This is a genomic window from Streptomyces sp. SID13666 (assembly GCF_010548325.1).
Lineage (GTDB): Bacteria > Actinomycetota > Actinomycetes > Streptomycetales > Streptomycetaceae > Actinacidiphila > Actinacidiphila fildesensis.
In genome coordinates this window covers 286,936-311,927 of sequence record NZ_JAAGLX010000003.1, presented here as the reverse complement: position 1 = coordinate 311,927, position 24,992 = coordinate 286,936, and the positions used below count along the sequence as shown (strand labels likewise).

Here is a 24,992-nt window from a genome sequence, read left to right as displayed (position 1 = left end):
GTGACCTCGACACCTTCGCTCGGTAAGGGCGCCAATGTCCCCGTTGCTGCCACCGCCGTCCGGGCCGTGCTGACCTGGGGCGCGGGCCCGGGCGTGCCGGACGTCGACGCTTCCGCGCTGCTGCTCACGGAGGCGGGACGGGTGCGTTCCGACGCCGACTTCGTCTTCTACAACCAGCCGGAACACCCCAGGGGCGCGGTGCGCCATGTGGGCTCGGCGGCGTCCGGCGAGGACGTGATCGACGTGGACCTGGGCCGGATCGAGCCCGCCATCGACCGCGTCCTGCTGGGCGCGTCCGCCGACGGTGGCACGTTCGGCCAGGTCCCGGCGCTGCGACTGCGGCTCCTCGACCTGGCGACCAACGCCGAGCTGGCGCGCTTCGACATGACGGCCACCACCGAGACCGCCTTCCTGGGCGGAGAGCTGTACCGGCGCGGGGACGGCTGGAAGTTCCGCGCGGTGGGACAGGGGTACGCGTCGGGGCTCGCGGGCCTCGCGCAGGACTTCGGGATCAGCGTGGACGAGGAGCCGCCGGCCGCGGCCGCGACGCCGACACCCGTGCCCGTAGTACCGCCGCCGCCCTCGCCGTCGCCGGCGGGGCGCGCCGCCCCGGCCATGCCCGCCCGGCTCACCAAGGGCGAGGAGAACCTGCCCGTCGACATGCGCAAGCGGCTCTCGCTGCGCAAGCAGCAGGTCGCCGTCAGCCTGCGCAAGCACGGTGCGGAAGGCGTGGTCGCCCGGGTGATCCTGGTCCTCGACGCCTCGGGATCGATGGCCGGCCTCTACTCGCGCGGCACCGTCCACAGCGTGGTCGAGCGGATGGCCGCGGTCGCCGCACAGGTCGACGACGACGGCGAGATGCAGGCCTGGACGTTCGCCTCGCACCCGGCCCGGCTGCCCGACCTGACCGTCGGCGATCTGCCCGACTGGCTCGAACTCCATGTACGGGTGGGCCAGATCAGCCTGTTCGGCCGCAAGAAGCCGCCGAAGGGACAGCGCCCGGGACAGGTCGACATGCGCGTGGTCGGCATCCAGAACGAGGAGCAGAAGGTCATCGCCGAGGTCCGCCGATTCGTGCGCGACAACCCGGCGCAGGCGCCGACCCTGGTGCTGTTCTTCTCCGACGGCGGGGTGTACCGCAACGCCGAGATCGAGCAGGAGCTGCGCGCGGCCGTGGAGGAGCCGGTGTTCTGGCAGTTCGTCGGTCTCGGCCGGGCCAACTTCGGGGTGCTGGAGAAGTTCGACAACATGCCCGGCCGGCGGGTCGACAACGTCGGCTTCTTCGCCGTGGACGACATCGACAAGGTCTCGGACGAGGAGCTGTACGACCGTCTGCTGCAGGAGTTCCCGTCCTGGCTGAAGGCGGCCCGCTCCGCCGGGATCCTTCGCTAGCCCCGAAGGTTCCGGCAGAACGGAAACGTCCGGGCCGGCCCCTGCGGGCCGACCCGGACGCGGTGATCACCGGCTGTGATCAGTCCTCGTGATCAGACGAGGTCGAACCGGTCGAGGTTCATGACCTTGTGCCACGCCGCGACGAAGTCCGTCACGAACTTCTCCTTGGCGTCATCGCTGGCGTAGACCTCCGCGAGCGCGCGCAGCTCGGAGTTCGACCCGAAGACGAGGTCGGCCCGGCTGCCGGTCCACTTGACCTCGCCCGTGGCGGCGTCGCGGCCCTCGAACGTGTTCGCGTCCTCGGACGTCGGCTGCCACGTCGTGCCCAGGTCGAGCAGGTTGACGAAGAAGTCGTTCGTCAGGGTCCCCGGGGTCGTGGTGAGGACACCGAGCGCCGACTGCTGGTGGTTCGCGCCCAGGACGCGGAGACCACCGACGAGGGCCGTCATCTCGGGGGCGCTCAGGGTCAGCAGGTTCGCCCGGTCGATCAGCAGGTACTCGGCCGGCAGCCGGTTGCCCTTCCCGAGGTAGTTGCGGAACCCGTCGGCGGCCGGCTCGAGCGCGGCGAACGACTCCACGTCCGTCTGCTCCTGCGACGCGTCGGCGCGGCCCGGCGTGAACGGGACCTCGACGTCGAAGCCCGCGTCCTTGGCGGCCTTCTCCACGGCGGCACCGCCGGCGAGCACGATCAGGTCGGCGAACGAGATCGCCTTGCCGCCGGCCAGGGTGGCGTTGAAGGCCTGCTGGACGCCTTCGAGCGTGCGCAGCACCTGCGCCAGCTCGTCGGGTTCATTGACCTCCCAGCCGCTCTGCGGCTGGAGACGGACGCGCGCACCGTTGGCGCCACCGCGCTTGTCACTGCCGCGGAAGGAGGAGGCCGACGCCCAGGCGGCGGACACGAGCTGGGCCACCGACAGGCCCGAGGCGAGGATCTGCCCCTTGAGGGACGCGACGTCCCCGGCGTCGACGAGCTCGTGCGTCACCGCGGGAAGCGGGTCCTGCCACAGCAGCGTCTCGGTCGGGACCTCCGGGCCGAGGTAGCGCACGACCGGGCCCATGTCGCGGTGGGTCAGCTTGAACCACGCGCGGGCGAAGGCGTCCGCGAGCTGGTCGGGGTTCTCCAGGAAGCGCCGCGAGATCTGCTCGTAGGCCGGGTCGAACCGGAGCGCGAGGTCGGTCGTCAGCATCGTCGGAGCGTGGCTCTTCGACGCGTCGTGGGCGTCCGGTACGGTGCCCGCACCCGCGCCGTTCTTCGGCCGCCACTGGTGCGCACCGGCGGGGCTCTTGAACAGCTCCCACTCGTTGCCGAACAGGATCTCGAAGAAGCTGTTGTCCCACGCGATCGGGGTGTTCGTCCAGATACCCTCGAGACCGCTGGTGATCGCGTCGCCGCCCTTGCCGGTGCGGTAGGAGCTCTTCCAGCCGAGGCCCTGCTGCTCGAGCGGGGCGGCCTCGGGATCGTCGCCGACGCTGTCCGCCGGGCCCGCGCCGTGCGTCTTGCCGAAGGTGTGACCGCCCGCGATCAGGGCGACCGTCTCCTCGTCGTTCATCGCCATCCGCAGGAACGTCTCACGGATGTCGCGTGCCGCGGCGAGCGGGTCCGGGTTGCCGTTGGGGCCTTCCGGGTTGACGTAGATGAGGCCCATCTGGACCGCGCCGAGGGGGTTCTCCAGCTCACGGTCGCCGGTGTAGCGCTCGTCGTCGAGCCAGGTGGTCTCAGGACCCCAGTAGACGTCCTCGTCGGGCTCCCAGACGTCCGCACGACCGCCGCCGAAGCCGAAGGTCTCGAAGCCCATCGTCTCCAGGGCGACGTTGCCGGTGAGGATCATGAGGTCGGCCCACGAGATGCTCTGGCCGTACTTCTTCTTGACCGGCCACAGCAGGCGGCGGGCCTTGTCGAGGCTCACGTTGTCCGGCCAGCTGTTGAGGGGGGCGAACCGCTGCTGACCGGCCCCGGCGCCGCCGCGGCCGTCGCTGATCCGGTAGGTACCCGCGCTGTGCCACGCCATGCGGATCATGAGCGGGCCGTAGTGGCCGAAGTCGGCGGGCCACCAGTCCTGCGAGGTCGTCAGCACCTCCGCGATGTCCCGCTTCACGGCCGGCAGGTCGAGGGCCTTGAACGCCTCGGCGTAGTCGAACTCCTCGCCGAGGGGGTTGGCCACTGCGGGGTTCTTGGCGAGGATCTTCAGGTTGAGCCGCTCCGGCCACCACTGGCGGTTTCCGCCGCCCTGCGTCGGGTGCGCGGCGCGCCCGTGCGCGACCGGGCAGCCACCCCCGCCCTCCGCCTTCGCGTCTGTGACGATCGCGTCGTTGTTCTCAGTCATGGGAATCCTTCCGGACCTGGGAGATCACGGTGCTCTGTAACTGCGGGCGGGGGGAACGGCCGGGGCGCGGGCCCCGGTGGACGGCTGGCTCGCCGCGGCGGACGAGTCCTGCCGCGGAGAGTGCCTGGAGACCCTCACCAGCGAGGTGAGGGGAGACAGGGCGCACGCGATCACGCACCCCGGAGGCGATCGCCTCGACGCCGTGGTGGTCACCGTCCCGGACGGTCCCGGGCAGCGCGACGTGGGCGGCCGTCACCCGCAGGCCGGCACCGCGCAGCTCCTCGGCGGTGGTCCCGTACGTCTCTGTCTCCTGCCGTACTGGAGGCTTCCTGTCTCTTGGCTATTGCCGGAACCGATCCTACGATGGACAGATTCCAAGTCAAGAAGCGCGCCAGGCCCACATCCAATCGGAACCCGGACATCCATCGGTAAACTTCGGGCATCCCACCGAACCTGAATAGGTGAACCGATATGAGTGACCTGCTGGAACGACTGCGTGGCCGTGGCTGGCGGATGACCTCCCAGCGACGTGTCGTTGCGGAGGTCCTCGACGGCGACCACGTGCATCTCACGGCCGACGAGGTGCACGCCCGCGCGGCGCAGCGGCTGCCCGAGATCTCCCGGGCGACCGTCTACAACACCCTGGGCGAGATGGTGTCCCTCGGCGAGGTCATAGAGGTCGCCACCGACGGCCGCGCCAAGCGCTACGACCCCAATGCCCACCACCCGCACCAGCACCTGGTGTGCTCCACCTGCGGCACCATCCGCGACGTCCGCCCCACCGGCGATCCGCTGGCCGACCTCCCGGCGGAGGAGCGCTTCGGCTTCGCCGTGTCCCAGGCCGAGGTCACCTACCGCGGACTGTGCCCCTCCTGCGTCTAGGCGCCGCTTGACCGGACCGCACCGACGGATCGCACCGACTGGGCCGGATCAGGTCGTGACAGGGCGCCGGCGGCGGAGCACGCTGTCTCACGGCGGTCCGGTATCAGGGGGCGCGGGATCCACCGCGGCCGGACGCAGGCCCAGCCTTTCCCGTGGCCTCCCGTCCGTTCGAGGAGGATGCCATGGCGTCGGCGGCCGGCGGCGGAACGAACGGTCGAGCGGCGGGGCCGCGCCATGACGCGGCCGCCCACCGCCGAGACCCCTTGGCGTTCCTGGAGACGGAGTTCGACGCCACCCACGACGTGTGGCGCTCCGCGTCGGGCCGGCTGTGCGTGGCCGATCCGGAGGCCGCACGCGCGGTGATGGGCAACCGCCGGGGCCTGTTCGTCGAGACGTCCGATTTCTTCCACACCCGCGACGGCGTCTTCGGCCCCAGATCCGCGCAGATCGAGATCGGCCGGGCGGCCCGCGCGCTGGTGCGCGGCCGGCTCGACGCCCGCCGGGACCGGCTGCCGCTCCTGGTCGAAGAGCGGCTCGCACCCTCCGCCGACTGGCCGGACGCGGGAAATCTCCTGGTCCGCGAACACCTGCGGGACGTCCTGCTGTGCCCGGAAGCACCCGCGGAGCTGCACGAAACCGTCGACGGCATCATCACCCGCGCGGTGCTGTCCGGCGCGCCGCTGCGCCATTCCGCGCTGTCGCGGCTCGCGTTCCGCCGCCGGGCCATGCGCGTCCTGACCCGGGAGATCCGGGCCCGCCGGAGCGCGGGCCCTCACGACCGTCCGCCGCGCGACCTGCTCGACGTGACCATCACCGGAGCAGGACCGCCGGCGGATCCCGGCCAACTCGCCGAGGTCTATCTGTCGTTCCTGTTCGCCACGGTCGGCTCGATCGGCTTCGCCCTCGGCTGGGCGGTCCTCCTCGTCGGCACCCACCCCGGCACCGACGGCGACGAGCCGGAGTGGATCGTCAGGGAGGCGATGCGGCTCCGGCCGGTCGCGTGGCTGTTCGCCCGTACTCCGAGCCGTGTGCACGAGCTGGCCGGAGTCACGGTCGGCCCGCGGGACGACGTGGACGTGTGCTCCTACCTCGTGCACCGCCACCCGCGGCACTGGGACCGCCCTGACGAGTTCGCGCCACGTCGCTGGGCGCAGTCCCTCGTCGATCCGGCCTTCATGCCGTTCGGGTTCGGGCCGCACACCTGTGCCGGCGCGACCGTGACGATGACGCTGCTGGAGGACCTGATCCGCATCATCACCCACGACTGGCGGCTATCGGTCACAGCCGGCGGCGACAGGCCCCGTCCGGGCCCCGCGCTGGCTCCTCCGCGTTTCACCGCGGAACTGCACGCCCGCGTCGATCCCCCCGGGAGGAGGTGAACACGATGAGGAAGCTCTACCGCTCGGCGATGTCGGCACTCAACATCCGGGCCGGCTACTCCACGAACATCCACTGGTACCTCTACCACCACATCTGATCGGCAGAGCTGCGGGGAGCCGCCGACGGCGGCTCCCCGCACGCCGCGAGAGGCGAGGCGATGACCACTCCGCACCATCCCACCGACTTCCTGCACGATCTGCGCCAGCGCAGCGCGGCCGAAGGCGGCCTCTTCTGGATGGACGACGACCTGCTCGCCGTCTTCGAGCCGAACGCGGCACGCCAGGTGAGCGGTGCGAACTGGCACCACCTCGTCATGCCGGACCGCCTCGTCGATCTGATCAGGCGGCGCCGCAGCCCGCAGGTGCGGTGGACCCGGGTACGCGGCGCGTGGCTCGCCCAGCTGCACAAGCTCACCACCGGCGAGCACAACGCCGACATGATCACGCGGATGGAACGGATCATCGACGCGCGGCTCGGCGACGACGTGGACCTCGTCCTGCTCGCGCAGGACGTGGCCGTTCAGTCCATGCTGCCGGTCGCCCTGTCGGGCCTCACCCCTCGCGAGGCCGGCCACATCAGCCAGGACCTCGACCAGAAACTGCTCCGCCTGATCGCCCGCCAACCGGGCACCGGGCCATGGCACCATCTGCGTTTCGCCGCGGTACAGGTCCGGGCCGGCGTCGTCGTACGGCGGGTGCTGCGTGAGCGGGCCGCCGGCCGCCGCCCCCGTGAGCTGGACCTCGCCGATCCGATCGTCGACCTGCTTCCGGAGCTCGGCATGGACCGCGCGCTGGACGTGGTCACCGCCGTGCTCACCGCGATCGGCGGTCCGCCCGGTGCCGCGGCGGCGAGCGTGCTGTACGAGCTGGCCAGGAACCCGGAGTGGGCGCGGCGGCTGACCACCGAGCTGCGGGCCGTGGACCCGGCCGGGTTCTGTGCCGCACCGACGAAGGCGGCGCCGGTCACCCACCGGTTCGTGAAGGAGGTGCTGCGGATGTGGAGCCCGCCGCTGCTCCTCATGCGGCGCTCCCGGTTCTCGTTCGACCTCGGTACCACCCGGCTGGAGAAGGACCAGGGCTACCTGCTGAGCCCGCACATGATCCACCGCGACCCCCGGTGCTGGCAGCAGGCCGACACGTTCGACCCGGACCGCTTCCTGCCCGGCGCGCCGCACGGACCGGTCGACAAGAACCACTACGTACCCTTCGGCTGGGCGCCGAAGAACTGCGTCGGCGCCGACATCGGCATGATCCAGCTGATGACGCTCTGCTATCTGATGTGCACCCGCTACCGCCTCACCGTGCAGGACCCCGCATCGATCACCATGGCGTACCGCTTCGCGCCGGTGCCGCAGGGGTTCCGCGGCCACCTCGCGGCCGAACGATCGGTTGTTTGACCCACCGGTGCCCGGACCGCTTGGATCGCAGTGGCCAACGCGAGGTGGTCCGGGCGACACGGCAAGGGGCGGGCTGGATGCTGGGCAGGAGATCACTGGGGCGGCAGTTCGAGTGGCTCTGGGCGTCGTTCGCGGTCAGCACGTTCGGCAGCTGGATCGCGCTCGACGCGTTCCCGTTGATCGCGATCCTCGCGCTGCACGCAGGACCGGCCGCGGTGTCGGGGCTCGCGGCGGCGGGACTGGCGGTGGGGGCGGCGGTCGCGGTGCCGCTCGGCCCCTGGGTGGAGTTCCGCCGCAAGCGGCCGGTGATGATGGCGATGGACCTGACCCGGTTCGCCGCGCTGCTGACCGTCCTGGCCGCGTACGCGCTCGGGCGGCTCACCTTCGTCCAGCTGCTGGTCGTGTCGGTCGTCGTCGCCGCGGCCAACATCACCTTCCGATCAGCCGCCGGCGCCTGCCTGAAAGCACTCGTGCGGCCGGAGGACCTGCTCGTCGCGAACGGGCGGTTCGAATCCACGACCTGGACCGCCACCGCGCTCGGACCGCCGCTCGGCGGGGCGGCGATCGGGCTGTTCGGCCCGGTGACGACCGTGGTGGCCGACGCGGTCAGCTACTTGCTCTCGGCAGCCGGGATCCGCGCGATCGGCGGGAAGGAGCCGCGCCCCGAGCGAACCGCCGCACCCCGCTTCCGGGCCGGCGACCTGCTCGAAGGGTGGCGGTACATCCTGAGCCACCCGGCGCTGCGCCCCTTGTTCTTCAACACGATCCTGGTCAGCGGCCTGATCATGGCGACCTCGCCGGTGCTCGCCGTCCTGATGCTGAGTCACCTCGGCTTCGCACCGTGGCAGTACGGTCTCGCGTTCGGAGCACCGTGCGTCGGCGGTCTCATCGGCTCACGGCTGGCCCGTCCGCTCGTCGCGCGGTTCGGCCAGCACAAGGTCATGCTCACCGCCGGGACGCTGCGCGCCTGCTGGCTGCCCGGGCTGTTCTTCATCCGCCCAGGCGTCGCCGGGCTTGTACTCGTCATCGCCGTCGAACTCGGGTTGATCACCTGCATGGGCGTGTTCAACCCGGTGTTCGCCACCTACCGCCTCGAACAGACCCCGACGGACCGCGTCGCCCGCACCCTGTCCGCCTGGTCGGTCTCCAGCAACGCCACCATCGCCGTGCTGACCGCCCTGTGGGGTCTGCTCGCCGGCGTCACGAGCCCGCGCACCGCGATCGTGATCGCCGGACTCCTGATGCTGGCGACGCCGTTCCTGCTCCCGCGCCGTGACCGGACGCCGCACGAGGATGACGCCGCGGTCGGCAGCCGGGCCGTGACGGGCGTCTGATCCGGCCCTGCCGCGTCGGGTGCTCCCGGCCGGTGGCCGCGCGCCCTCGCCGGGTCGCACGGCCACCGGCCGGAACGCACTCAGTGCCGGGCGACGTTCGGCGCGATGTCCTCGTAGAACGGCGCCTTCGGGGTGGCGGCCGCCGACCGCTTCGAGGACGGGCCCTGGGCGGCCGGAGTCTTCGGGGCGGGGGCCTTGCCGCAGAAGGCCGCTTCGAGGGTGTTGCCGAGGATGGTGTTGACGTTGCCGTTGTTGGAGGTGTTGGCCATCGAGCTGACGCTGCGGCGGCCGTCACGGGTGGTGAAGGCGTAGGAGTAGAAGCCCTGCACGGTGCCGGTGTGACCGTAGACCGAGATCCCGCAGGACAGGTCGCGCTGACGCAGGCCGAGTCCGTAGAAACGGGTTCCGGTGTCGTCGCTGGGCGTCATCTTGAGCATCTCGGTGAGCATGCCCGAGCTCAGCAGCCGGCCGCCCAGCAGGGACGAGAAGAAGCGGTTGAGGTCCCGCGGGTTCGAGACCATGGCACCGGCCGACTGGGCCCAGGAGACCGTCTGGTCGGTGGAGTCGACCAGCGGCGCGCCCGCCTCGTCGGGGGTCAGATAGCCCTTGATGTGGCGGCCGGGGATGGTGGCGCTCGGGTGCACGTAGAAGGTGTTGTTCAGCTGCAGCGGAGTGATGATGCGCCGCTGGTACTCGGCGCCCACCGGGTTGCCGGTGACCTTCTCGATCAGTGCGCCGACGACCACGAAGTTGGTGTTGGAGTACTGGTAGGCGGCGCCCGGCTTGGCCGTCCTCGGGTGGGCGAGCGAGAGATTCACCAGCTCCTGGTACGTGAACACCTTGTTCCGGACCGCCTCGAATCCGGGAACCGTGTTGGCGAACATGTCGTTCGTGTAGTCCCACAGACCACTGCGGTGGGTCAGCAGATGCCGCACCGTGATCGTCGAGTCGGGCAGCAGACCCGGCAGGTACTGGTTGACCGGCGCGTCCAGCGCGATCTTGCCCTCCTGGACGAGCTGCAGCAGCACCACCGTCGAGAAGGACTTGGTGATGCTGCCGATGCGGAAGCGCGCATCGGTGTTCATGGCCTGCCCGTTGGCGCGGTCGGCCACCCCGGCGGTCTCCCGGTAGACGGTGTTCCCGCTGTCGATACGGGTCATCACGCCCGGCGCGCCGCCGGCCATCACCTGCGCGAAGACCTTGTGCAGGGCATCGAGATCCGGCTTCGGCAGCGTGTCGTCCTGCCGAGCGGTGATGCCCACTCCGGTCCCCGCCGTGGTCCGGGCTTCGGACGGGGCGGCGAGGGCCGGGACCGAGGCGACGGCGAGAGCCAGCACCGAAGCGCTCATCGCCGCGCGCCTACCGAACTTGCCTTGCACCATGACGCTCCTTGTTCCTGACTCGGCTGATCCGGTGATCATCGCAGCTGCGGATTCTGTTCCCGCGTATGCCGCGCTCCTTCTCGCCGTCGAAGAGAGACCGGCGCGGCGTTTGGTTCCACTGCGGATGATCTTGTTCGGATTTCCGGCCCGCAAGTCGGCTGGTTTACGACGTTCCTCCTTCGCGGGCGTCCAGGAGACTGTGACGGTCCGACAGCCCGCTACTCGCCGCTCTGGCTGCGCGCTCTCCGGCGCGGCGGGACGGCGTGGACGGCCGTGAGGACGCTCGGTTCGTGAAATGGAATGCCCGCTCTTTCGCGAAAGGATCGATATGAGCCCTGTGGAACTGGACATCCGTGACGCCGGTCCGCTGGATGTGGAAGCGGAGGGGATCACGTTCGAGGACGAGCTGGATCCCGGCCGCGGTGCCGAAGCGTGCCTGGCTGATCCCTGGGTCACCGCGACCACGCGGTTCGCATGTGACTAGCCCGGCCGGTCCACCGTCGGCAGAACCGATCCTTTGAGGCCGGAGCCGGAGCCGGAGCCGGCTCCGGTGCCGGCTCCGGTGCCGGGCTCGGTTCCGGGCGGGTCCGCGCCGGACCTGGGGGAGCGGCTCGACGCGCTCGTGGCCGGTCACGAGCGTCGCCGTAGTGCGGATGATGTCTGGCTCTATCTGTTCGATCCGCGTATGCCGGCGATGGAGCACGGCTGGAAACTGCACGTCTCCGCCCGGCCCGACGACCTCGCCGGGACCATGGAGCTACTCGTCCCGGTACTGCTGCGCTACACCTGCGAAGCGAAGTTCGCGCGGAGCGCCGCGGTGCTGGGGGAGTTGAACGCAGGGGTGCGGGACCAGGCCCTCGTCGGGAAGGCGGTCACCGTCTATCCCCGCGGGCAGGATGTGGCGGCGCTCGGCAGGGAACTGGCCGAGATCCTGGCCGGGCGCGCCGGACCGCGGGTGCTCAGCGATCGCCGGGTGCGGCCGGACGCTCCGGTCTACTACCGGTACGGCCCCTTCCGGGCGCCCGGGGTGATCGGAGCCGGCGCGTCGGCGCTCGTCATGACCGGTCCTGACGGACAGAGCTTCGCCGGTCGTGCGAGCAGCCGGTACCGCCAACCCCCGTGGACGAAGGATCCGTTCGGGGCGGCCGCGCCCGGCCCGGGGCGACCTGCCACGCGCCTTGTCGGCGGCAGATACCGGCTCACCGGGGGCATCGCGCGGTCCCCGCACGGGGACGTCTACCGCGCTGTGGACACGGTGACCGGTGGCCGGGTGGTGGTCAAGCAGGCCAGAGCGTATGCCGGCGAGGACGAGCACGGAGTGGACGCCCGTGGCCGGCTGCGCAACGAACGTGCCGTGCTGGCGGCGCTGGACGGCCTCGACGGCGTGCCGCGCGTCGTCGACCACGTGCGGCACGGCGAGGACGAGTACCTGGTCACCACGGACTGCGGTCCCCGTGACCTGCGCCGCGACGTGCTGGAGCACGGGCCTTATGGTGCAGATCCCCATCGCACGGGGCGTCAGATCTCCACGCTGGCACGTCAGTTGCTGGCCTCGCTCGACGCGGTGCATGCCCGAGGGGTGGTGGTGTGCGACCTGAAACCGGGCAACGTGGTCATCGGCTCGGACGGCATCTGTCGTCTTGTCGACTTCGGCATCAGTGCTCTGGGGTCTCGTCGCCCGGCCGGTGCGACACCCGGCTACACCCTCCCCGTGTACCGCGCCGGAGCCCCGCCCCACCCGGCGGACGACCTCTACGCACTCGGCGCGACCCTGCACTTCGCGCTGACCGGCATGGACCCGGTGGTCGTCGACCCCGACCACGCCGTCAACCGTGACCGGACACTGGCCTGCTTGGACGGCGCGCTGCCCGGCGCCGCCCACCGTCCGGTCCGCGCGCTGGTCGCCGGGCTGCTCAGCCTCGATCCCGCGGAAAGAGTGGCCTGTGCGGGACGGTTACGGGCCGGCCTGCCGGAACCGGTCGGCGGGCGCCGTCCGCCGACTCCGCCACGGATCACCGCCGGGCTGCTGGACGACGTGATCGCGCACACCGTCGCCGGTTGTGTGCGCGCCTCCCGGTCACCCGCCGGGCCGGGCGGACGTCACACGGGCTCGACCGTGACGCTCTACGCGGGCTCGGCCGGGGTGGGCCTGGAACTCCTGCACCACACTGACCATCCAGGCGTACCGCAGGCCGTCGCCGACCTGGCCCGCCGAACGGCGGAACACCCCGAGACGGCGGCGCTGTCCGCTGCCCTGTACACCGGCCGTACCGGAGTCGAGCTGTTCCTGGCATCGGCCGCCGACGCGTTCCCGTCTCCTCATGGCGGCCCGGCACCCTCGGATCCGCCCGGCCTGCCGCACTACGACGGCAGCGGCGACCAGATCGGCGGTGCGGCAGGCACCGGAACGGGCCAACTGCTCCTGGCACACCGGGCCCGGGTTGCGGGACATCAGGAGAGGGCAGCCGCGCACCTGGCCGCAGCGGGCCGATGCGCCCGGGAGCTGTTGAACCGGACCGGGCAGCCCGAGGAAGAGGGATCGGGGCTGCCGCAGGCACCCTCGCTCGCGGCCTACGACCACGGCTTCGCTCACGGCAGGGCGGGAATCGTCCACTTCCTGCACGTCTACCACCGGGCCACCGCCGACCGGGCCGTCGGTGCTGCGGCCCGGGCCGGCCTCACCCAACTCGCCGCGGACACCCCCGGCCTGCTCGCTGCCGCCGCCCGCCCTGCCGCCTCCCGGCGCTATGGATCGTGGTGCCGCGGAATGGCGGGCATAGGCGCCGTCCTGATCGCGGCGGGCAGCCGGGACGACGAGGACAGGGAGCTTCTCGAACTCGGCCTGTGCTGCGCCCGGTTGTGCCGCGCGCTCGCACCGCGGATGAGCCTGGTCTCCCAGTGCTGCGGTCTGGCCGGCGTCGGCGAACTGCTCGTCGACGCGGCCGTCGCCACGGGCGACGACAGCTTCTGGCGGGACGCGGAAGACGTGGCGGGGCTGATCCTGGCCCGTAGTGGCGGGACCGCCCGGCAGCCGTTGCTGCCTGACAACACCCTCGTCGGCTCCGACGCCGCCTGGGCGACGGGCAGCGCGGGAGTGCTGTCCTTCCTGCGCCGACTGCGCGACCACGGCGGGCAGCGTCTCTGCGGTGCGTGAGACGTCAGGTATGCGCCGCATGCATTGATGCCGGGAGCACTTCGTATCCGTGCTCCCGGCCGTGCTGAGGGTGTTGAGTCAGGTCAGCTGTCGAGGACGGCGAGGTCGACCTGGTGGAGGGCATCCGGGTCGGCGATGATCTCGATCTCGGTGACCAGGTCATCGGTGATGGTGAAGTCGAGCACCAGGTACAGCCGACCGAAGGGGGCCATGGCGAGCCCGACCGTTCCGTTGACCAGCGCCGCCACGGTGGACCGAGCGCGTTCCATGGCGGCCATCGCGCCCTTGGCCACGGTCTGCGCGCCGCTGATGAGGATGGGCTCGGGGGTGGGGACGACCGACCTGTCGGCCCGGAGTACGACATCCGGGTGGAGCAGGGCGACGAGCGCGTCGAAGTCGCCGCCTCGGGTGGCGGCCAGGAAGGCGTCCACGACCCGGCGTTGGCGGGTCAGATCGGTGTCGGGGACCGCCGTTCCCCCCTTGACCCGGCGGCGGGCCCGGCTCGCGAGCTGCCGTGTGGCGGCAGGGGAGCGTTCGATCAGCGGGGCGATCTCGTCGAAGGGCACGGTGAACATGTCGTGCAGCACGAAGGCGAGGCGCTCGGGCGGCGTCAGCGTGTCGAGCACCACCAGCAGGGCCAGGCCGACGGAGTCGGCCATCAACGCCTCCTGCTCGGGGTCGACCCCGTCCGGCCGGCCGAGGGCCGGGTCGGGCTCGTGGAATGCGAGGGGTTCCTCGCGGCGGTGGTCGCGCGAGCGCAGCATGTTCAGGCACACGCGTGACACGACGGTCGTCAGCCAGCCGCCGAGGTTCTCCACGCTGCCGGCGTCGGTACGACTGAGGCGCAGCCAGGTCTCCTGCACGGCGTCGTCGGCCTCGCTCACCGAGCCGAGCATCCGGTAGGCCACGGCCCGAAGGCGAACCCGGTCCTCCTCGAAACGCTCGATCAGCGATGCGTTCTCGTCCATCGGTCACATTCCTTCGTCGCCGGGGGTCATAGCAGTAGATCTACAAAACCGAGCTGAAGGTACCGGGAGGCCGACTCCCGGACCGAACGAATTTGGAGCAGCCATGACGTCAACGATCCTGGTCACCGGTGGTACGGGCACTCTGGGCGGCCACGTCGTCCCCCTGCTGCGGGCGGCCGGGCGCGAGGTTCGCGTCCTCAGCCGGCAGCACCGTGAGTCCGTGGACGGCGTCGCGTACGTGAGCGGCGATCTCCTCAAGGGCGGGGGAATCGAGGCGGCGGTGGACGGCATCGATGTCATCCTGCACCTCGCGGGCGGGCCCAAGGGCGATGACGAGGCGACCCGGAATCTGATGCGGGCCGCATCGCGCGCCGGAGTGCGACACGTGGTGTACGTCTCCGTGATCGGCACGGACAAGATGCCGCTGGGCTGGTTCCAGGCCAAGTTGGGCGCGGAGCGGGCCGTCGCCGAGTCCGGCATCCCGTGGACGACGCTGCGCGCGGCCCAGTTCCACGACCTGGTCCTGACGGTGGTGGAGAAGATGGGGAAGCTGCCGGTGATCCCGGTCCCGGGCGGACTGCGGTTCCAGCCGGTCGACTCGCGTGAGGTCGCGGCCCGGCTGGTGGAACTGGCCATCGGCGAACCGGCCGGCCTGGTGCCCGACCTGGCGGGGCCGAAGGTGTACGGGATGGCCGACCTGAGCCGCGGCTATCTGCGGGCGCGCGGCAAGCACCGCCTGATGATGCCGGTGCGGATGCCCGGAAAGGCCGGCCGCGCCTACCGGGCCGCCGAGAACCTGTCGCTCGACGGGGCAGCCGTGGGCGAGCGGACCTGGGAGGACTTCCTGGCGGAGCGGGTCGGCTGACACCCCGGTTTCAGGCGGTCAGTACGCCGGCCATGGCGGCGAGCACCGCGGGGACCACGCGGTAGTAGACCCAGGTGCCCCGCCGCTCGGAGGTGAGGAGGCCGGCCTCGCGCAGCTTCTTGAGGTGATGGCTGACGGTGGGCTGCGAGACGCCGACGTCGGAGATGTCGCAGACGCAGGCCTCCCCGCCGTCGTGCGAGGCGACCAGGGAGAACAGCCGCAGCCGGACCGGATCGCCGAGAGCCTTGAACATCGCCGCGGTCAGTTCCGCCTCGAGGACGGTCAGCGGCCGCTGCGTCAGCGGCGGGCAGCACGGCACGGCCGGCCGCAGAACCGGCAACTCGGCAACCTCTGAATTCGACATGCGTCTATGTTGACACCCATCGATGCTGGTGGCAAGGTTCACTGTATCGATGCATGTCGAAACAGCGCCGTCCTGCCGCTCTGAAAGGCTCAACCGCCATGAGTACGACCACCGTCCTTCCCGTCGTCGTCATCGGAGCCGGCCCCGTCGGGCTGGCCGCCGCCGCCCAGCTCCTGGACCGCGGACTGGAACCCTTGGTCCTGGAAGCCGGGACCGGTGCGGGCAGCGCGGTGCGCGAGTGGGGGCACGTGCGGCTCTTCTCCACCTGGAGCGAGGTCGTCGATCCGGCCGCGGAGAAGGTGCTGGCCCCCACCGGCTGGCTCCGCCCCGACGGGACCACCTACCCCTCCGGCGCGGACTGGGCTGAGAAGTACCTGCAGCCGCTGGCAGACGCTCTCGGTGACCGGGTCCGGTACGACGCCCGGGTGACCGGTGTGTCACGGGCCGGACGGGATCGCGTCGTGGACGCCGACCGTGCCGAGCAGCCCTTCACCGTTCACCTCACCGGTTCCGGCGGGGCCGAGGAGCGGATCACCGCCCGCGCCGTCATCGACGCCTCCGGCACCTGGTCGACCCCCGCCCCGCTGGGCGGCGACGGCCTGCCGGCGCTCGGCGAGCGCGCCGCCGCCGACCGCATCGCCTACCGCGTCCCGGACCTCGCAGACCCGGCCGTCCGCGCCCGGTACGCCGGCAGACGCACCGCTGTCGTGGGCTCCGGCGCCTCCGCGTTCACCGCGTTGGCCTACCTCGCCGACCTCGCCAAGGACGCCCCCGGCACGCACGCGGTGTGGATTCTGCGCCGTGGCCTCAGCGGCAGCACCTTCGGCGGCGGCGAAGCCGATCAGCTGCCCGCCCGCGGCGCCCTCGGCCTGCGCGCGAAGGCGGCCGTCGAGGCCGGTCACGCCAATGCCGTGACCGGATTCCGCACGGCCGCTGTGGAGCGTGACGGCGGGCGGCTCGTGCTGGTCGGGGAGGACGGCACCCGGCTGGAGCCGGTCGACGAGATCATCGGCCTGACCGGTCTGCGCCCCGACCTGTCGTTCGTCGGCGAACTGCGCCTCGGCCTGGACGAGCGCCTGCAGGCGCCCGTCGCACTCGCGCCGCTGATCGACCCCAACGTCCACTCGTGCGGCACCGTCTACCCGCACGGCGTCAAAGAGCTCTCCCACCCCGAGGCCGGCGCCTACCTGGTCGGCATGAAGTCCTACGGTCGCGCGCCGACGTTCCTGGCCATGACCGGCTATGAGCAGGTCCGCTCCATCGCCGCGTCCCTCGCCGGCGATCACGAGTCCGCCGAACGCGTCGAGTTGACCCTGCCCGAGACCGGAGTGTGCGGCGGAGCGGGGCTCTTCGACGAAGCCGAGGCCCCCACCGACGGCGGCGGCTGCTGCTCGGCCCCGGCCACCCTTCAGATCGGCACGGCCGCCCCCGCACGCACCGCGTCGGGTGGCTGCTGACGGTGGTGCTGCCCGGCGGCCGTACGCCGCCGGCCCCGTGGTGGGGCCGGGCTCGTGGTTGCGCCATTCGGGTGTACCGGTGGGTGGGCGGACCCGGCCGGTGCCCGACTGGGGAGCCCCGGGCGTACCGGAGCGGTTGTGGCGCCAGGGCTCCGGGCCCACCATGAGGTAGTGGATTAAGGCGGAACTGTGCGATGGACGGAGCTGACGGGGTGGACTCCCGTGGACCCCTCGACGTCACGAGAGCAGCCACAGCGGTTGTCGATGCCCGTGGCAGGGTCATCGGGTGGAGCCCGGCGGCGGCGGAGCTGCTCGGCTACGAGGCGCACGACGTGCTCGGACGCCCCGCTGACGACCTGCTGGGGCGCCGTGCGGGCACCGGCGAGCACACCGGCCCGCCAGGGGCGGAGCGGAGTACCCGCAGCGTGGTCCTCCATCTGCGGCACCGGGACGGCCGCTCGCTGCGGATCGCCACGACGATGGTTCCGGTCTCCTCCGAAGGGGCCGGGCCGGCCTGGCTCCTCGTAGCCGCCGATTCCGAGGAGCTGGCCCAGTGGGAGGCCCGGCAGGCGATGCTGCAGGGGCTCATCACCCGTTCCTCCGTCGGCCTCGCCATCTACAACGCCGACATGCGGGTGGTGTGGATCAACGCCGAGCTGAACCGCGAAATGGGGTCCACCCAGTACGTCGGCATGTCCCCGGACGAGATGATCCTGGACGCCGAGATTCTGTCCGAGGGGTATCCGCCCACGCTGGAACAGGTCATGAGGAAGGTGTTCGCCACCGGCGAGCCCGTCATCGATCTGCACTACGGCGGCCGCGCGCCCGTCGATCCGGAGCACGACCGCGTCTGGTCGTGCTCCTACTACCGGCTTCAGGACGCCCAGGGCAATTCGCTGGGCATGTGCGAGGAGTCGGTGGACATCACCGACCGTTACCGGGCCCAGCAGCGACTGGCCCTGCTGGTGCGCGCCGGAGCGCGCATCGGTACGACCCTGGACATGAGCCGCACGGCCCGGGAGCTCGCCGAGGTCGCCGTCCCGCAGTTCGCGGACTCGGTCACCGTGGACCTGCTGGAGGCGGTACTGGAGGGGGACCAGACCACGCCGGGGACCACGGCCGGACGGCGGCTGGTCCGAATGTGGGGGGAGACCGGGCAGGACGGCGGGACGACGGCCGAGGGGGGCCGGCGACGTACGGCGCGACAGTTGGTCGACTACCCACCGGCATCGGCCCAGGCCCGCAGCCTGACCTTGGGCCGGAAGGTCCTGGAGACCGGCACGAAACCGCAGGGCACAGCGCACGACGTGAAGGACCCGAAGGCCGCGGGGGAATCGCTGCTCCGCTCGTGTCTTGCCGTGCCGCTACGGGCCGGGCGCAGCCCGATCGGGCTCGTCACGTTCTTCCGGGACCGGGACACCAACCCGTTCGACGAAGGTGAGCTGGACCTCGCCGACGAGCTCGTCGCACGCACCGCGGTCTGTATCGACAACGCCCGCCGGTTCACCCGTGAGCACACGGCCGCCCTCAGACTGCAACGGAGCCTGCTGCCGCAGAGCCTGCCGCCACAGACAGCCGTCGAGCTGGCGTACCGGTATCTGCCCGCCGACAGCCGGGCCGGGGTCGGCGGCGACTGGTTCGACGTCATTCCGCTGTCGGGCACACGTGTCGGCCTGGTGGTCGGGGACGTGGTCGGGCACGGCCTGGGAGCCGCCGCCACCATGGGGCGGCTGCGCACCAGCGTCCGGGTGCTCGCCCAGCTGGACCTCGCCCCGGACGAACTCCTGACCCGGCTGGACAACCTGGTCGGGCAGTCCGCCAAGGAGTGGGCCGCGGTCAGGGGCGTGCGGGGCGGCGGGCCGGAGGACGACGAAGCGGTCGGCGCGACCTGCCTGTACGCGGTGTACGACCCGGTGACCGGACAGTGCAGCATGGCGCGCGCGGGCCACCCGGTGCCGGCCGTGGTCGACGCGGAGAGCGGCCTCGTCAGCTATCCGGAGCTTCCCGCGGGCCCGCCCCTGGGACTGGGCGGCCTGCCCTTCGAGAGCACGGACCTGCAGCTGCCCGCGGGCAGCCTCATCGCGCTCTTCACCAATGGTCTGGTCCAGTCCTCCGACCGCGACATCGACGCCGGGCTCGACCGGCTCGACGAAATCCTCGCCGAGCACCGGCGCCCCCTGGAAGAGCTCGCCGACCGGACCGTCTCGACGCTGCTCCCCGGGCCGTCGGACGACGACGCGGCCCTGCTCCTCGTCCGCACACGGAGGCTCGACAAGTACCGGGTGGCCGTGTGGGAGCTGGCCGCCGACCCGGTCATGGTCGGCCGCGCCCGCGCCGCTGCCACCGGGCAGCTCGGCGAATGGGGCCTGGACGACGTCTCGTTCACCACCGAACTGATCGTCAGCGAGCTGGTCACCAATGCCATCCGCTACGCCGAGGGTCCCATCCTGCTGCGGCTCATCCGCGATCAGACCCTCATCTGCGAGGTCTCCGACTCCGGACACACCTCACCCCATATGCGCCATGCGGCGAGCGACGACGAAGGCGGCCGCGGCCTCTTCCTCATCGCCCAGATGACCGAGCACTGGGGAACGCGCTACACGCCGACGGGCAAGACGATCTGGGCCGAACAGGACCTGCCGCCCGCGGACAGCGCGGAACGGGCCGACCCGTAGCGGAACGGGCCGCCCCGTAGGCCGCAGTCGACGCCGCCACGCTCTACGTCAGCGGGCGATCGACTTCATCGGCCCGGGCCGGCGCAGCAGCCACTGCAGGAAACCGCGGCGGGGCGGCTTGGGCGGTCGCACCGTGATGCTGCCGCTGCGCACCTTCCCCGTCACATGGATACGCAGCCGGATCGGCGTCCCGGCGGAGACATGCGCCCGATGGCGCACGCTGCCGCTGCTCACCGCGACCTCGTCGACGTCCACGAAAACGTCCGGCGGCACTATCAGGGTCACCGACCCGCTGCGCACCGACGCTTCGATCTCCAGGGTGGGCGATCCGATGACGGCACGGGTGAAGTCGAGAACGACGGAGCCGCTGTTGGACTCGATCTCCATCTGCCGGGGCACCGACCACGTGCCCTCCCGCTTCGCGCTCGCGCTGTCGACCGCGATCCGCGACCTGTCCTTCGGTGCGGGGGAGGGGACACCGCCACCCGCCCACGCCGGTCCGGTCGCCGGCAGATCGGTGAGCACCGCTTCGAGTTCTCGGTAGGTACGCGCCGTCAACGCCACCTCGAGCCGTTCGTCCAGCTCTTCGGCGGTCAGCCGGCCGTCTCCTGCGGCGACCCGTAGCCGCTCCACGACCTGGTCCCGGTCTTCGTGAGACGCGCGCAGTTCGCCGTGATCGGGTACCAATTCACCGGACATGCCCACACTGTAGTGGTTGTCCGACGAGGGGACACGGGAGCCGGTCGGAGGGGCGGCGGTCGGCTCTGTTGCGTTCAGAGCGTTCGCTGTCCGCCGTAGCCGGCGAGGGAGGGGTACGGCGAGGGGGAGAGTTCCCGGCGCTGCGGAAGTTCGACGACCTCGGCGCCGCATCCCCGGACGAAGTCCATCACGGAGTCGGCCGTGCGGTCGTCGAGGGAGAACACCCAGCGACCGGGTATCAACACCGTGTCGATGGTCCCCACCGCGACCCGGGCGAGCAGCAGGCTCAGCTCCGGCCGCACGGCCCGACAGGAGACGCCGTTGTCCAGGAAGATCTCCGGGGCGTGGTGGCCGAGCCGGTCGGCGTGCTCCTCGAGGGCGTGCAGATGGACGGCCATCCGCCATTGGTCGTACGGGTAGCAGCGGAGATAGGCGGCGATCCGCGCACGACCCCGATAGGTGTCCGCCGTGGACATGACCGCCTCCTCGTTCACCCGGGCGCCGGATTCACCGGAATCGCCGGAGCGGCCGGGTCCAGGCTGGGATCTGTCCCACGACCCGCTACATACCGCCCATAGTGGACGGGAGAAGTAGTTGTTGTCTATACCATTGGCGGTAAATCTTTGGGCAGGGGGCCCCGGGCGGTGGGACCGGACCCGGCCCCGGGTACATGCCGCCCGCGATGCCTGGGTGCGGTCGTCCGCCCCCGGCTGGTGCTGTGGCAGGCTGCGAGGAGAAATCCGGCTGCCCGGACCGTCGACTCCCGGGCCCGGAGATATCACGGAGGTACGCCACGGTGAGCACATCGTCGGATCATTCGCGACGCACAGTGACGTCGGCCGATCACCGCGCTGCCGTCGCCACCGAGACCGATCGCTTCGTGGCGGCGGTCAAGGGCGCTGACCTGACGACCCCGGTGCCGAGCTGCCCGGGCTGGACGCTTGCCGACCTGGTCAAGCACACCGGGAGCGTGCAGCGCTGGTTCTCCGTCCTGCTGCGCCAGCAGGTCCAGGAACGGCCCAGGAGCCGCGACGTCGAGCTGCGGCTGCCTCCGGCCGAGGACGGCTACCCCGACTGGTTGACGGCGAGCGCCGCCGAGGCCGCGAGCGCCTTCGCGGCCACCGAGCCCGATGCCCCGATGTGGGTGTGGGGCGCGGATCACCATGCCCGGTTCTGGGTGCGGCGGATGCTCTTCGAGACGCTGGTGCACCGCACCGACGCGGAACGCGCCCTGGACCTGCGGCCGGTGATCGACCGCGACCTGGCGGCCGACGGCGTCGACGAGTTCCTGACCAATCTGCCGTTCGCCGCGTCCTTCGCGCCCAAGGTGTCCAACCTGCGCGGCGACGGGAAGACCATCCGGTTCCAGTGCACGGACGTCAACGGCGACGGCGACGGCGACGTCAACAGCAACGGTGACTGGCTGGTCCGGCTGCGGCCCGACGGCTTCGGGCTCGACCCGCGCCCGCCCGGGTCGGCGACGCCTGCCGCCGACGCCACCGTGCGGGGCGCCGCAGCGGATCTGCTGCTGCTCCTGTACGGCCGGCTCGACCGTGACGCGGACCTCTTCGGGATCGAGGGCGACGAGGAACTGCTCGCGCACTGGTTCGCCAACTCGGAGTTCTGAGGCACCCGCACCACCGAACGTCAGGCGTTGCCGTCGGACTCGCCCGATGCCAATCGGCGGTGGATTTCCGTGGTCATGGCGTGGATGGCGCGCGTCAGCTCGGTGTTGGTCTTGAGCTCCAGCTCCTGCTCGACGAAGTCGTGATCCGCCTTGGCCTGCTGGAACACGGCCTGCCGATTCTGTCCGATCATGACGAACGTCGACAGGAAGATCGCCTCGAGCGATACGACGAGCGTCAACGTGGGCCAGGGGTTCGACTCGGCGACCAGCATCCAGACCAGGAAGGCGACGGCGTGGAGATAGACGAACATCATGGAGCCGGCGAACTTGGTGATCGCGTCGGCGATGCGCAGCTGAAGGTCGGATGAACGACTGGCGCGGTGCGCCACGACAACCGGATGGTGCCGCGCGTGGTCGTCGGGCCTGCTCATCGGGATCTACCGCCTTCTGGGGTCGTCGACCGGTGCCGTGGCGCCGGGTGAACTCGCTGCATGGTGTCAGACCTGCGGATCCCGGGCCCGGGCGCGTTCCCGGTCGGCCGAACGGGCCCTCGGAGTAGGGACGTTCGGCCCGGTCGTCGGGACTGCGGGCCCCTGCGCTCCCGCTCCCGGCGACGGCACATTGAGAGCGGACGCGGTTGCCGCGTCCGTCCTCCAGATCCCGGAAGGGATGGCCATCATGGCAGTCCACGAGCACCCGCAGCAGCACACCGGGTTCCACCTGCCGGCACGGCGCAGGGCCGGGACCTCGGCGGTGTCCGGCACGGCGCCCGCTCTGGCGGTCACGTCGACCGGCGCACGGGTCCTCGCCGGGATCCGGGTCCTGACGGGGTTCATCTTCCTGTGGGCCTTCCTCGACAAGGCGTTCGGCTGGGGTTACGCGACCGCGTCCGGCAAGGGCTGGGTCGACGGCGGCTCGCCGACGAAGGGCTTCCTCAGCGGGGTCTCGGCCGGTCCCATGGAGTCCACGTTCCATTCCTGGGCGGGTGCCGGCTGGGCGAACTGGCTGTTCATGCTCGGTCTGCTGAGCATCGGCGTGGCCCTGACGGCCGGTGTCGCACTGCGGTTCGCCGCCGTCGCGGGCACCGCCATGATGGCGCTGATGTGGATGGCGGAATGGCCGCCGGCCCGGCACGGCTCCGACGGAACGCTGAGCATGTCCAGCAACCCGCTCGTCGACTACCACCTGCTGTACGCGGCCGTCATGATCGCGCTCGCCGTCGCCTCCGCCGGCACCGTCTGGGGCCTCGGCCGGATGTGGGCGCGACTGCCGGTCGTCCGCGACCACCGCTGGCTGCTCTGACCCCCACCCGGCACCCGCCCAGCACCGTTCCGTCAGGTGGGGTGCGCCGTCCGTCACCTGACCGGGGCCGATCGGCCCCGGTCAGGTGATCCTGCGGCCCTCCTCCCGCCGTCCGGCGGCCGGGAGGCCGGCCCCACATCCCCGAGAGAGGCCCACACCATGTTCCCCACCATCACCGCCGGCCTGGACGGTTCCCCCGAGAGCATGGCCGCGGCGGACTGGGCGGCCGGCGAAGCACGCCGCCGCGGGCTGACCCTGCGCCTCGTCCACGCAGGCGAATGGCAGCCCGACACCGTCACCCCGCACACGCCGCTGGGCGGTCCCGGCCCCCCGCAGCGCCACTGGGGGGATCGCGTACTGCGCGACGCCGAGGCGCAGGTGCGGCTGCGCCACCCCGATCTGCGGATCGTCGGCGAGCAGATCGCCAACGAGCCCGTGGCGGCCCTCCTGGGCGCCGCGAACGACTCGGAGATGCTGGTCATCGGCTCACGGGGACTCAGCGCCGTCGCCGGCTTCCTGGTCGGCTCGGTGGCGCTCGGGGTCGTGGGACGGGCCACTCGGCCCGTCGTACTGGTCCGGGCCGGGGAACCGGACGGGACGGCGCAGCCGGCCGACCCCTCCACGACCACGACGGCGACTGGGACCGCGACCGCGACCGCGACCGCGACAGCGACTGGGACTGGGACTGGGACTGGGACGGCGACCATCCCGGCTCCGCCCCGCCATGTCGTGCTGGGTCTCGACCTGAACAGCCCGGGTGATGCCGTGATCGGCTTCGCCTTCGAGGCCGCCGCCGTGCGTCAGTCGGCGCTGCGCGTCGTCCACGGCTGGTACCTCCCGGCCTACTACAGCTTCGGGACCGCGGACCTCGCCGTGAACCAGGACGTCGGCGGGGAGCTGGCCGAGCAGAAGAGGACCGCGCTGGCGGACGCGCTGCGTCCGTGGCGGGAGAAGTTCCCCGGCGTGAGGGTCACCGCACAGGCGGTGATCGGCCGGGCCTCGCACCATCTGGTGGACTCCGCCCGCGGCGCGGGCCTGGTCGTCATCGGCCGGCGCACCCGCACCTCGGCGATCGGCGCGCACATCGGCTCGGTCACTCACGCCGTGATGCACCACGCCGCCGCTCCGGTCGCCGTCGTCCCGCACGACTGAGTACGACCGAGCACGTCCGCCCGGTGGCGCCCAGGGCCATGTGGCCCTGGTGGGGGACATGCGGCCCTACCGCGTGCGGGCGTCGTGAGGAAGCATGGTCGGTGGGCGAATGGATCGTCATGACGGCATGGACGGTATTGAGGATCGAACGATGCACCGACACAACGGTTTCCGGGAGCTGGATCGCCGGGAGAGTCTGCGTCTGCTGTCTCTGGTGACGATCGGCCGGGTCGTCTACACCGAGGATGCCCTGCCCACGATTCTGCCGGTGCACTTCCTCCTGGACCCGGACGGTGCCGTGCTGTTCCAGGCCTCCGCCGCCTCGCACATGGCGCGCGCGGTGCGGGGTGCGGTGGTCGCGTTCGAGGCGGACCACTTCGACGAGGCCGGCCACACCGGTTGGAGTGTGGTGGTCACCGGCCGCGCTTCCGTGGTCACGAACCCGGTCAAGGAAGCGCGGTTGAGGTCGAGCGGTCCGCGGCCGTGGCTGGAGACGGGTGACGGGATCTTCATCCATGTCGAACCCGAACTCGTGGCGGGGCGCGTCGTCGACCGGAACGGTCATGTCCCGGCGGAGCAGGTCGAGTTGTCGCCGGCCGACATGCCCTGACGGAGACGGACGCCACGCAGGGAGCCGGT

Annotated in this window: 21 protein-coding genes and 1 pseudogene; 14 read left to right on the top strand and 8 right to left on the bottom strand. The window is 71.4% G+C overall.

The window, feature by feature from the left end; genetic code table 11:
• Entirely contained in the window at window positions 1–1,392 is a 1,392-nt protein-coding gene (locus G3I60_RS08365) for a VWA domain-containing protein (protein WP_164292997.1), read from the top strand.
• Between the two features lie 92 nt (window positions 1,393–1,484).
• On the opposite strand, the gene katG is transcribed toward G3I60_RS08365, so the two are convergent.
• Window positions 1,485–3,716, bottom strand: a complete 2,232-nt coding sequence (gene katG, locus G3I60_RS08360) for a catalase/peroxidase HPI (protein WP_164292996.1) — start codon at window positions 3,714–3,716, stop codon at window positions 1,485–1,487.
• Between the two features lie 82 nt (window positions 3,717–3,798).
• Window positions 3,799–3,993, bottom strand: a pseudogene (locus G3I60_RS45240) (transcriptional repressor); the annotation flags it as partial.
• A gap of 194 nt (window positions 3,994–4,187) precedes the next feature.
• Between G3I60_RS45240 and G3I60_RS08350 the strand changes: the two are divergent.
• The 4 genes from G3I60_RS08350 to G3I60_RS08335 all read left to right on the top strand — a co-directional run bounded on the left by G3I60_RS08350 (window position 4,188) and on the right by G3I60_RS08335 (window position 8,708).
• The gene (locus tag G3I60_RS08350) at window positions 4,188–4,598 is read left to right on the top strand and encodes a Fur family transcriptional regulator (RefSeq protein ID WP_164292995.1); all 411 of its coding nucleotides are present in this window, start codon (window positions 4,188–4,190) and stop codon (window positions 4,596–4,598) included.
• Between the two features lie 182 nt (window positions 4,599–4,780).
• The gene (locus tag G3I60_RS08345) at window positions 4,781–5,977 is read left to right on the top strand and encodes a cytochrome P450 (protein ID WP_164292994.1); all 1,197 of its coding nucleotides are present in this window, start codon (window positions 4,781–4,783) and stop codon (window positions 5,975–5,977) included.
• A 158-nt stretch (window positions 5,978–6,135) separates the two neighbouring features.
• The gene (locus G3I60_RS08340) at window positions 6,136–7,374 is read left to right on the top strand and encodes a cytochrome P450 (RefSeq protein ID WP_164292993.1); all 1,239 of its coding nucleotides are present in this window, start codon (window positions 6,136–6,138) and stop codon (window positions 7,372–7,374) included.
• A gap of 77 nt (window positions 7,375–7,451) precedes the next feature.
• A complete protein-coding gene (locus tag G3I60_RS08335) occupies window positions 7,452–8,708 on the top strand; it encodes an MFS transporter (protein ID WP_164292992.1) in 1,257 nt (418 codons plus the stop codon).
• 80 nt (window positions 8,709–8,788) lie between these two features.
• Here the strand turns inward: G3I60_RS08335 and G3I60_RS08330 are convergent, their stop codons facing one another.
• The gene (locus G3I60_RS08330; protein WP_239069626.1) at window positions 8,789–10,090 is read right to left on the bottom strand and encodes a serine hydrolase; all 1,302 of its coding nucleotides are present in this window, start codon (window positions 10,088–10,090) and stop codon (window positions 8,789–8,791) included.
• A gap of 328 nt (window positions 10,091–10,418) precedes the next feature.
• Here G3I60_RS08330 and G3I60_RS44515 point away from each other — a divergent pair, with 328 nt between their 5' ends.
• Complete coding sequence (locus tag G3I60_RS44515; protein ID WP_187145120.1) at window positions 10,419–10,574, top strand: SflA family class IV lanthipeptide; 156 nt, start codon at window positions 10,419–10,421, stop codon at window positions 10,572–10,574.
• A 66-nt stretch (window positions 10,575–10,640) separates the two neighbouring features.
• On the top strand, window positions 10,641–13,244 hold the full coding sequence (lanL, locus tag G3I60_RS08325; RefSeq protein WP_343240837.1) for a class IV lanthionine synthetase LanL: 2,604 nt from the start codon (window positions 10,641–10,643) through the stop codon (window positions 13,242–13,244).
• Window positions 13,245–13,327: 83 nt separating this feature from the next.
• On the opposite strand, the gene G3I60_RS08320 is transcribed toward lanL, so the two are convergent.
• Entirely contained in the window at window positions 13,328–14,212 is an 885-nt protein-coding gene (locus G3I60_RS08320; RefSeq protein ID WP_138352830.1) for a sigma-70 family RNA polymerase sigma factor, read from the bottom strand.
• A gap of 103 nt (window positions 14,213–14,315) precedes the next feature.
• Here G3I60_RS08320 and G3I60_RS08315 point away from each other — a divergent pair, with 103 nt between their 5' ends.
• Entirely contained in the window at window positions 14,316–15,077 is a 762-nt protein-coding gene (locus G3I60_RS08315; protein WP_164292991.1) for an SDR family oxidoreductase, read from the top strand.
• 10 nt (window positions 15,078–15,087) lie between these two features.
• Here G3I60_RS08315 and G3I60_RS08310 read toward each other — a convergent pair whose 3' ends face one another.
• The gene (locus G3I60_RS08310) at window positions 15,088–15,441 is read right to left on the bottom strand and encodes a helix-turn-helix transcriptional regulator (RefSeq protein WP_138352832.1); all 354 of its coding nucleotides are present in this window, start codon (window positions 15,439–15,441) and stop codon (window positions 15,088–15,090) included.
• A gap of 98 nt (window positions 15,442–15,539) precedes the next feature.
• Here G3I60_RS08310 and G3I60_RS08305 point away from each other — a divergent pair, with 98 nt between their 5' ends.
• Together G3I60_RS08305 and G3I60_RS08300 are read left to right on the top strand one after the other, a co-directional pair.
• The gene (locus G3I60_RS08305) at window positions 15,540–16,898 is read left to right on the top strand and encodes an NAD(P)-binding domain-containing protein (protein ID WP_138352833.1); all 1,359 of its coding nucleotides are present in this window, start codon (window positions 15,540–15,542) and stop codon (window positions 16,896–16,898) included.
• Window positions 16,899–17,092: 194 nt separating this feature from the next.
• Entirely contained in the window at window positions 17,093–19,573 is a 2,481-nt protein-coding gene (locus tag G3I60_RS08300) for a SpoIIE family protein phosphatase (RefSeq protein ID WP_164292990.1), read from the top strand.
• 48 nt (window positions 19,574–19,621) lie between these two features.
• On the opposite strand, the gene G3I60_RS08295 is transcribed toward G3I60_RS08300, so the two are convergent.
• Window positions 19,622–20,272: a DUF1707 domain-containing protein gene (locus G3I60_RS08295; protein ID WP_164292989.1), complete on the bottom strand. Its 651-nt coding sequence runs from the start codon at window positions 20,270–20,272 to the stop codon at window positions 19,622–19,624.
• Window positions 20,273–20,346: 74 nt separating this feature from the next.
• Window positions 20,347–20,748, bottom strand: coding sequence for a recombinase family protein (locus tag G3I60_RS08290; RefSeq protein WP_164292988.1), 402 nt, complete (start codon window positions 20,746–20,748; stop codon window positions 20,347–20,349).
• Window positions 20,749–21,101: 353 nt separating this feature from the next.
• Here G3I60_RS08290 and G3I60_RS08285 point away from each other — a divergent pair, with 353 nt between their 5' ends.
• Complete coding sequence (locus tag G3I60_RS08285; protein WP_343240836.1) at window positions 21,102–21,899, top strand: maleylpyruvate isomerase family mycothiol-dependent enzyme; 798 nt, start codon at window positions 21,102–21,104, stop codon at window positions 21,897–21,899.
• A gap of 20 nt (window positions 21,900–21,919) precedes the next feature.
• On the opposite strand, the gene G3I60_RS08280 is transcribed toward G3I60_RS08285, so the two are convergent.
• Window positions 21,920–22,330, bottom strand: a complete 411-nt coding sequence (locus tag G3I60_RS08280; protein WP_164292986.1) for a DUF1003 domain-containing protein — start codon at window positions 22,328–22,330, stop codon at window positions 21,920–21,922.
• A gap of 247 nt (window positions 22,331–22,577) precedes the next feature.
• Here G3I60_RS08280 and G3I60_RS08275 point away from each other — a divergent pair, with 247 nt between their 5' ends.
• The 3 genes from G3I60_RS08275 (at window position 22,578) to G3I60_RS08265 (ending at window position 24,963) form a co-directional block, all read left to right on the top strand.
• Window positions 22,578–23,201, top strand: a complete 624-nt coding sequence (locus tag G3I60_RS08275) for a DoxX family membrane protein (protein ID WP_164292985.1) — start codon at window positions 22,578–22,580, stop codon at window positions 23,199–23,201.
• Window positions 23,202–23,360: 159 nt separating this feature from the next.
• Window positions 23,361–24,353 (top strand): universal stress protein, encoded by a 993-nt coding sequence (locus G3I60_RS08270; RefSeq protein WP_164606936.1) that lies wholly within the window; start codon window positions 23,361–23,363, stop codon window positions 24,351–24,353.
• A 151-nt stretch (window positions 24,354–24,504) separates the two neighbouring features.
• Complete coding sequence (locus tag G3I60_RS08265) at window positions 24,505–24,963, top strand: pyridoxamine 5'-phosphate oxidase family protein (protein WP_138352840.1); 459 nt, start codon at window positions 24,505–24,507, stop codon at window positions 24,961–24,963.
• The last annotated feature ends 29 nt before the right edge of the window (window positions 24,964–24,992 follow it).

Coding starts and splice junctions, on each gene's coding strand:
- katG (WP_164292996.1), bottom strand. CDS start 3,716: ATGACTGAGAACAACGACGCGATCGTCACAGACGCGAAGGCGGAGGGC.
- G3I60_RS08350 (WP_164292995.1), top strand. CDS start 4,188: ATGAGTGACCTGCTGGAACGACTGCGTGGCCGTGGCTGGCGGATGACC.
- G3I60_RS08345 (WP_164292994.1), top strand. CDS start 4,781: ATGGCGTCGGCGGCCGGCGGCGGAACGAACGGTCGAGCGGCGGGGCCG.
- G3I60_RS08340 (WP_164292993.1), top strand. CDS start 6,136: ATGACCACTCCGCACCATCCCACCGACTTCCTGCACGATCTGCGCCAG.
- G3I60_RS08335 (WP_164292992.1), top strand. CDS start 7,452: ATGCTGGGCAGGAGATCACTGGGGCGGCAGTTCGAGTGGCTCTGGGCG.
- G3I60_RS08330 (WP_239069626.1), bottom strand. CDS start 10,090: ATGGTGCAAGGCAAGTTCGGTAGGCGCGCGGCGATGAGCGCTTCGGTG.
- G3I60_RS44515 (WP_187145120.1), top strand. CDS start 10,419: ATGAGCCCTGTGGAACTGGACATCCGTGACGCCGGTCCGCTGGATGTG.
- G3I60_RS08320 (WP_138352830.1), bottom strand. CDS start 14,212: ATGGACGAGAACGCATCGCTGATCGAGCGTTTCGAGGAGGACCGGGTT.
- G3I60_RS08315 (WP_164292991.1), top strand. CDS start 14,316: ATGACGTCAACGATCCTGGTCACCGGTGGTACGGGCACTCTGGGCGGC.
- G3I60_RS08310 (WP_138352832.1), bottom strand. CDS start 15,441: ATGTCGAATTCAGAGGTTGCCGAGTTGCCGGTTCTGCGGCCGGCCGTG.
- G3I60_RS08305 (WP_138352833.1), top strand. CDS start 15,540: ATGAGTACGACCACCGTCCTTCCCGTCGTCGTCATCGGAGCCGGCCCC.
- G3I60_RS08300 (WP_164292990.1), top strand. CDS start 17,093: ATGGACGGAGCTGACGGGGTGGACTCCCGTGGACCCCTCGACGTCACG.
- G3I60_RS08295 (WP_164292989.1), bottom strand. CDS start 20,272: ATGTCCGGTGAATTGGTACCCGATCACGGCGAACTGCGCGCGTCTCAC.
- G3I60_RS08290 (WP_164292988.1), bottom strand. CDS start 20,748: ATGTCCACGGCGGACACCTATCGGGGTCGTGCGCGGATCGCCGCCTAT.
- G3I60_RS08280 (WP_164292986.1), bottom strand. CDS start 22,330: ATGAGCAGGCCCGACGACCACGCGCGGCACCATCCGGTTGTCGTGGCG.
- G3I60_RS08275 (WP_164292985.1), top strand. CDS start 22,578: ATGGCAGTCCACGAGCACCCGCAGCAGCACACCGGGTTCCACCTGCCG.
- G3I60_RS08270 (WP_164606936.1), top strand. CDS start 23,361: ATGTTCCCCACCATCACCGCCGGCCTGGACGGTTCCCCCGAGAGCATG.
- G3I60_RS08265 (WP_138352840.1), top strand. CDS start 24,505: ATGCACCGACACAACGGTTTCCGGGAGCTGGATCGCCGGGAGAGTCTG.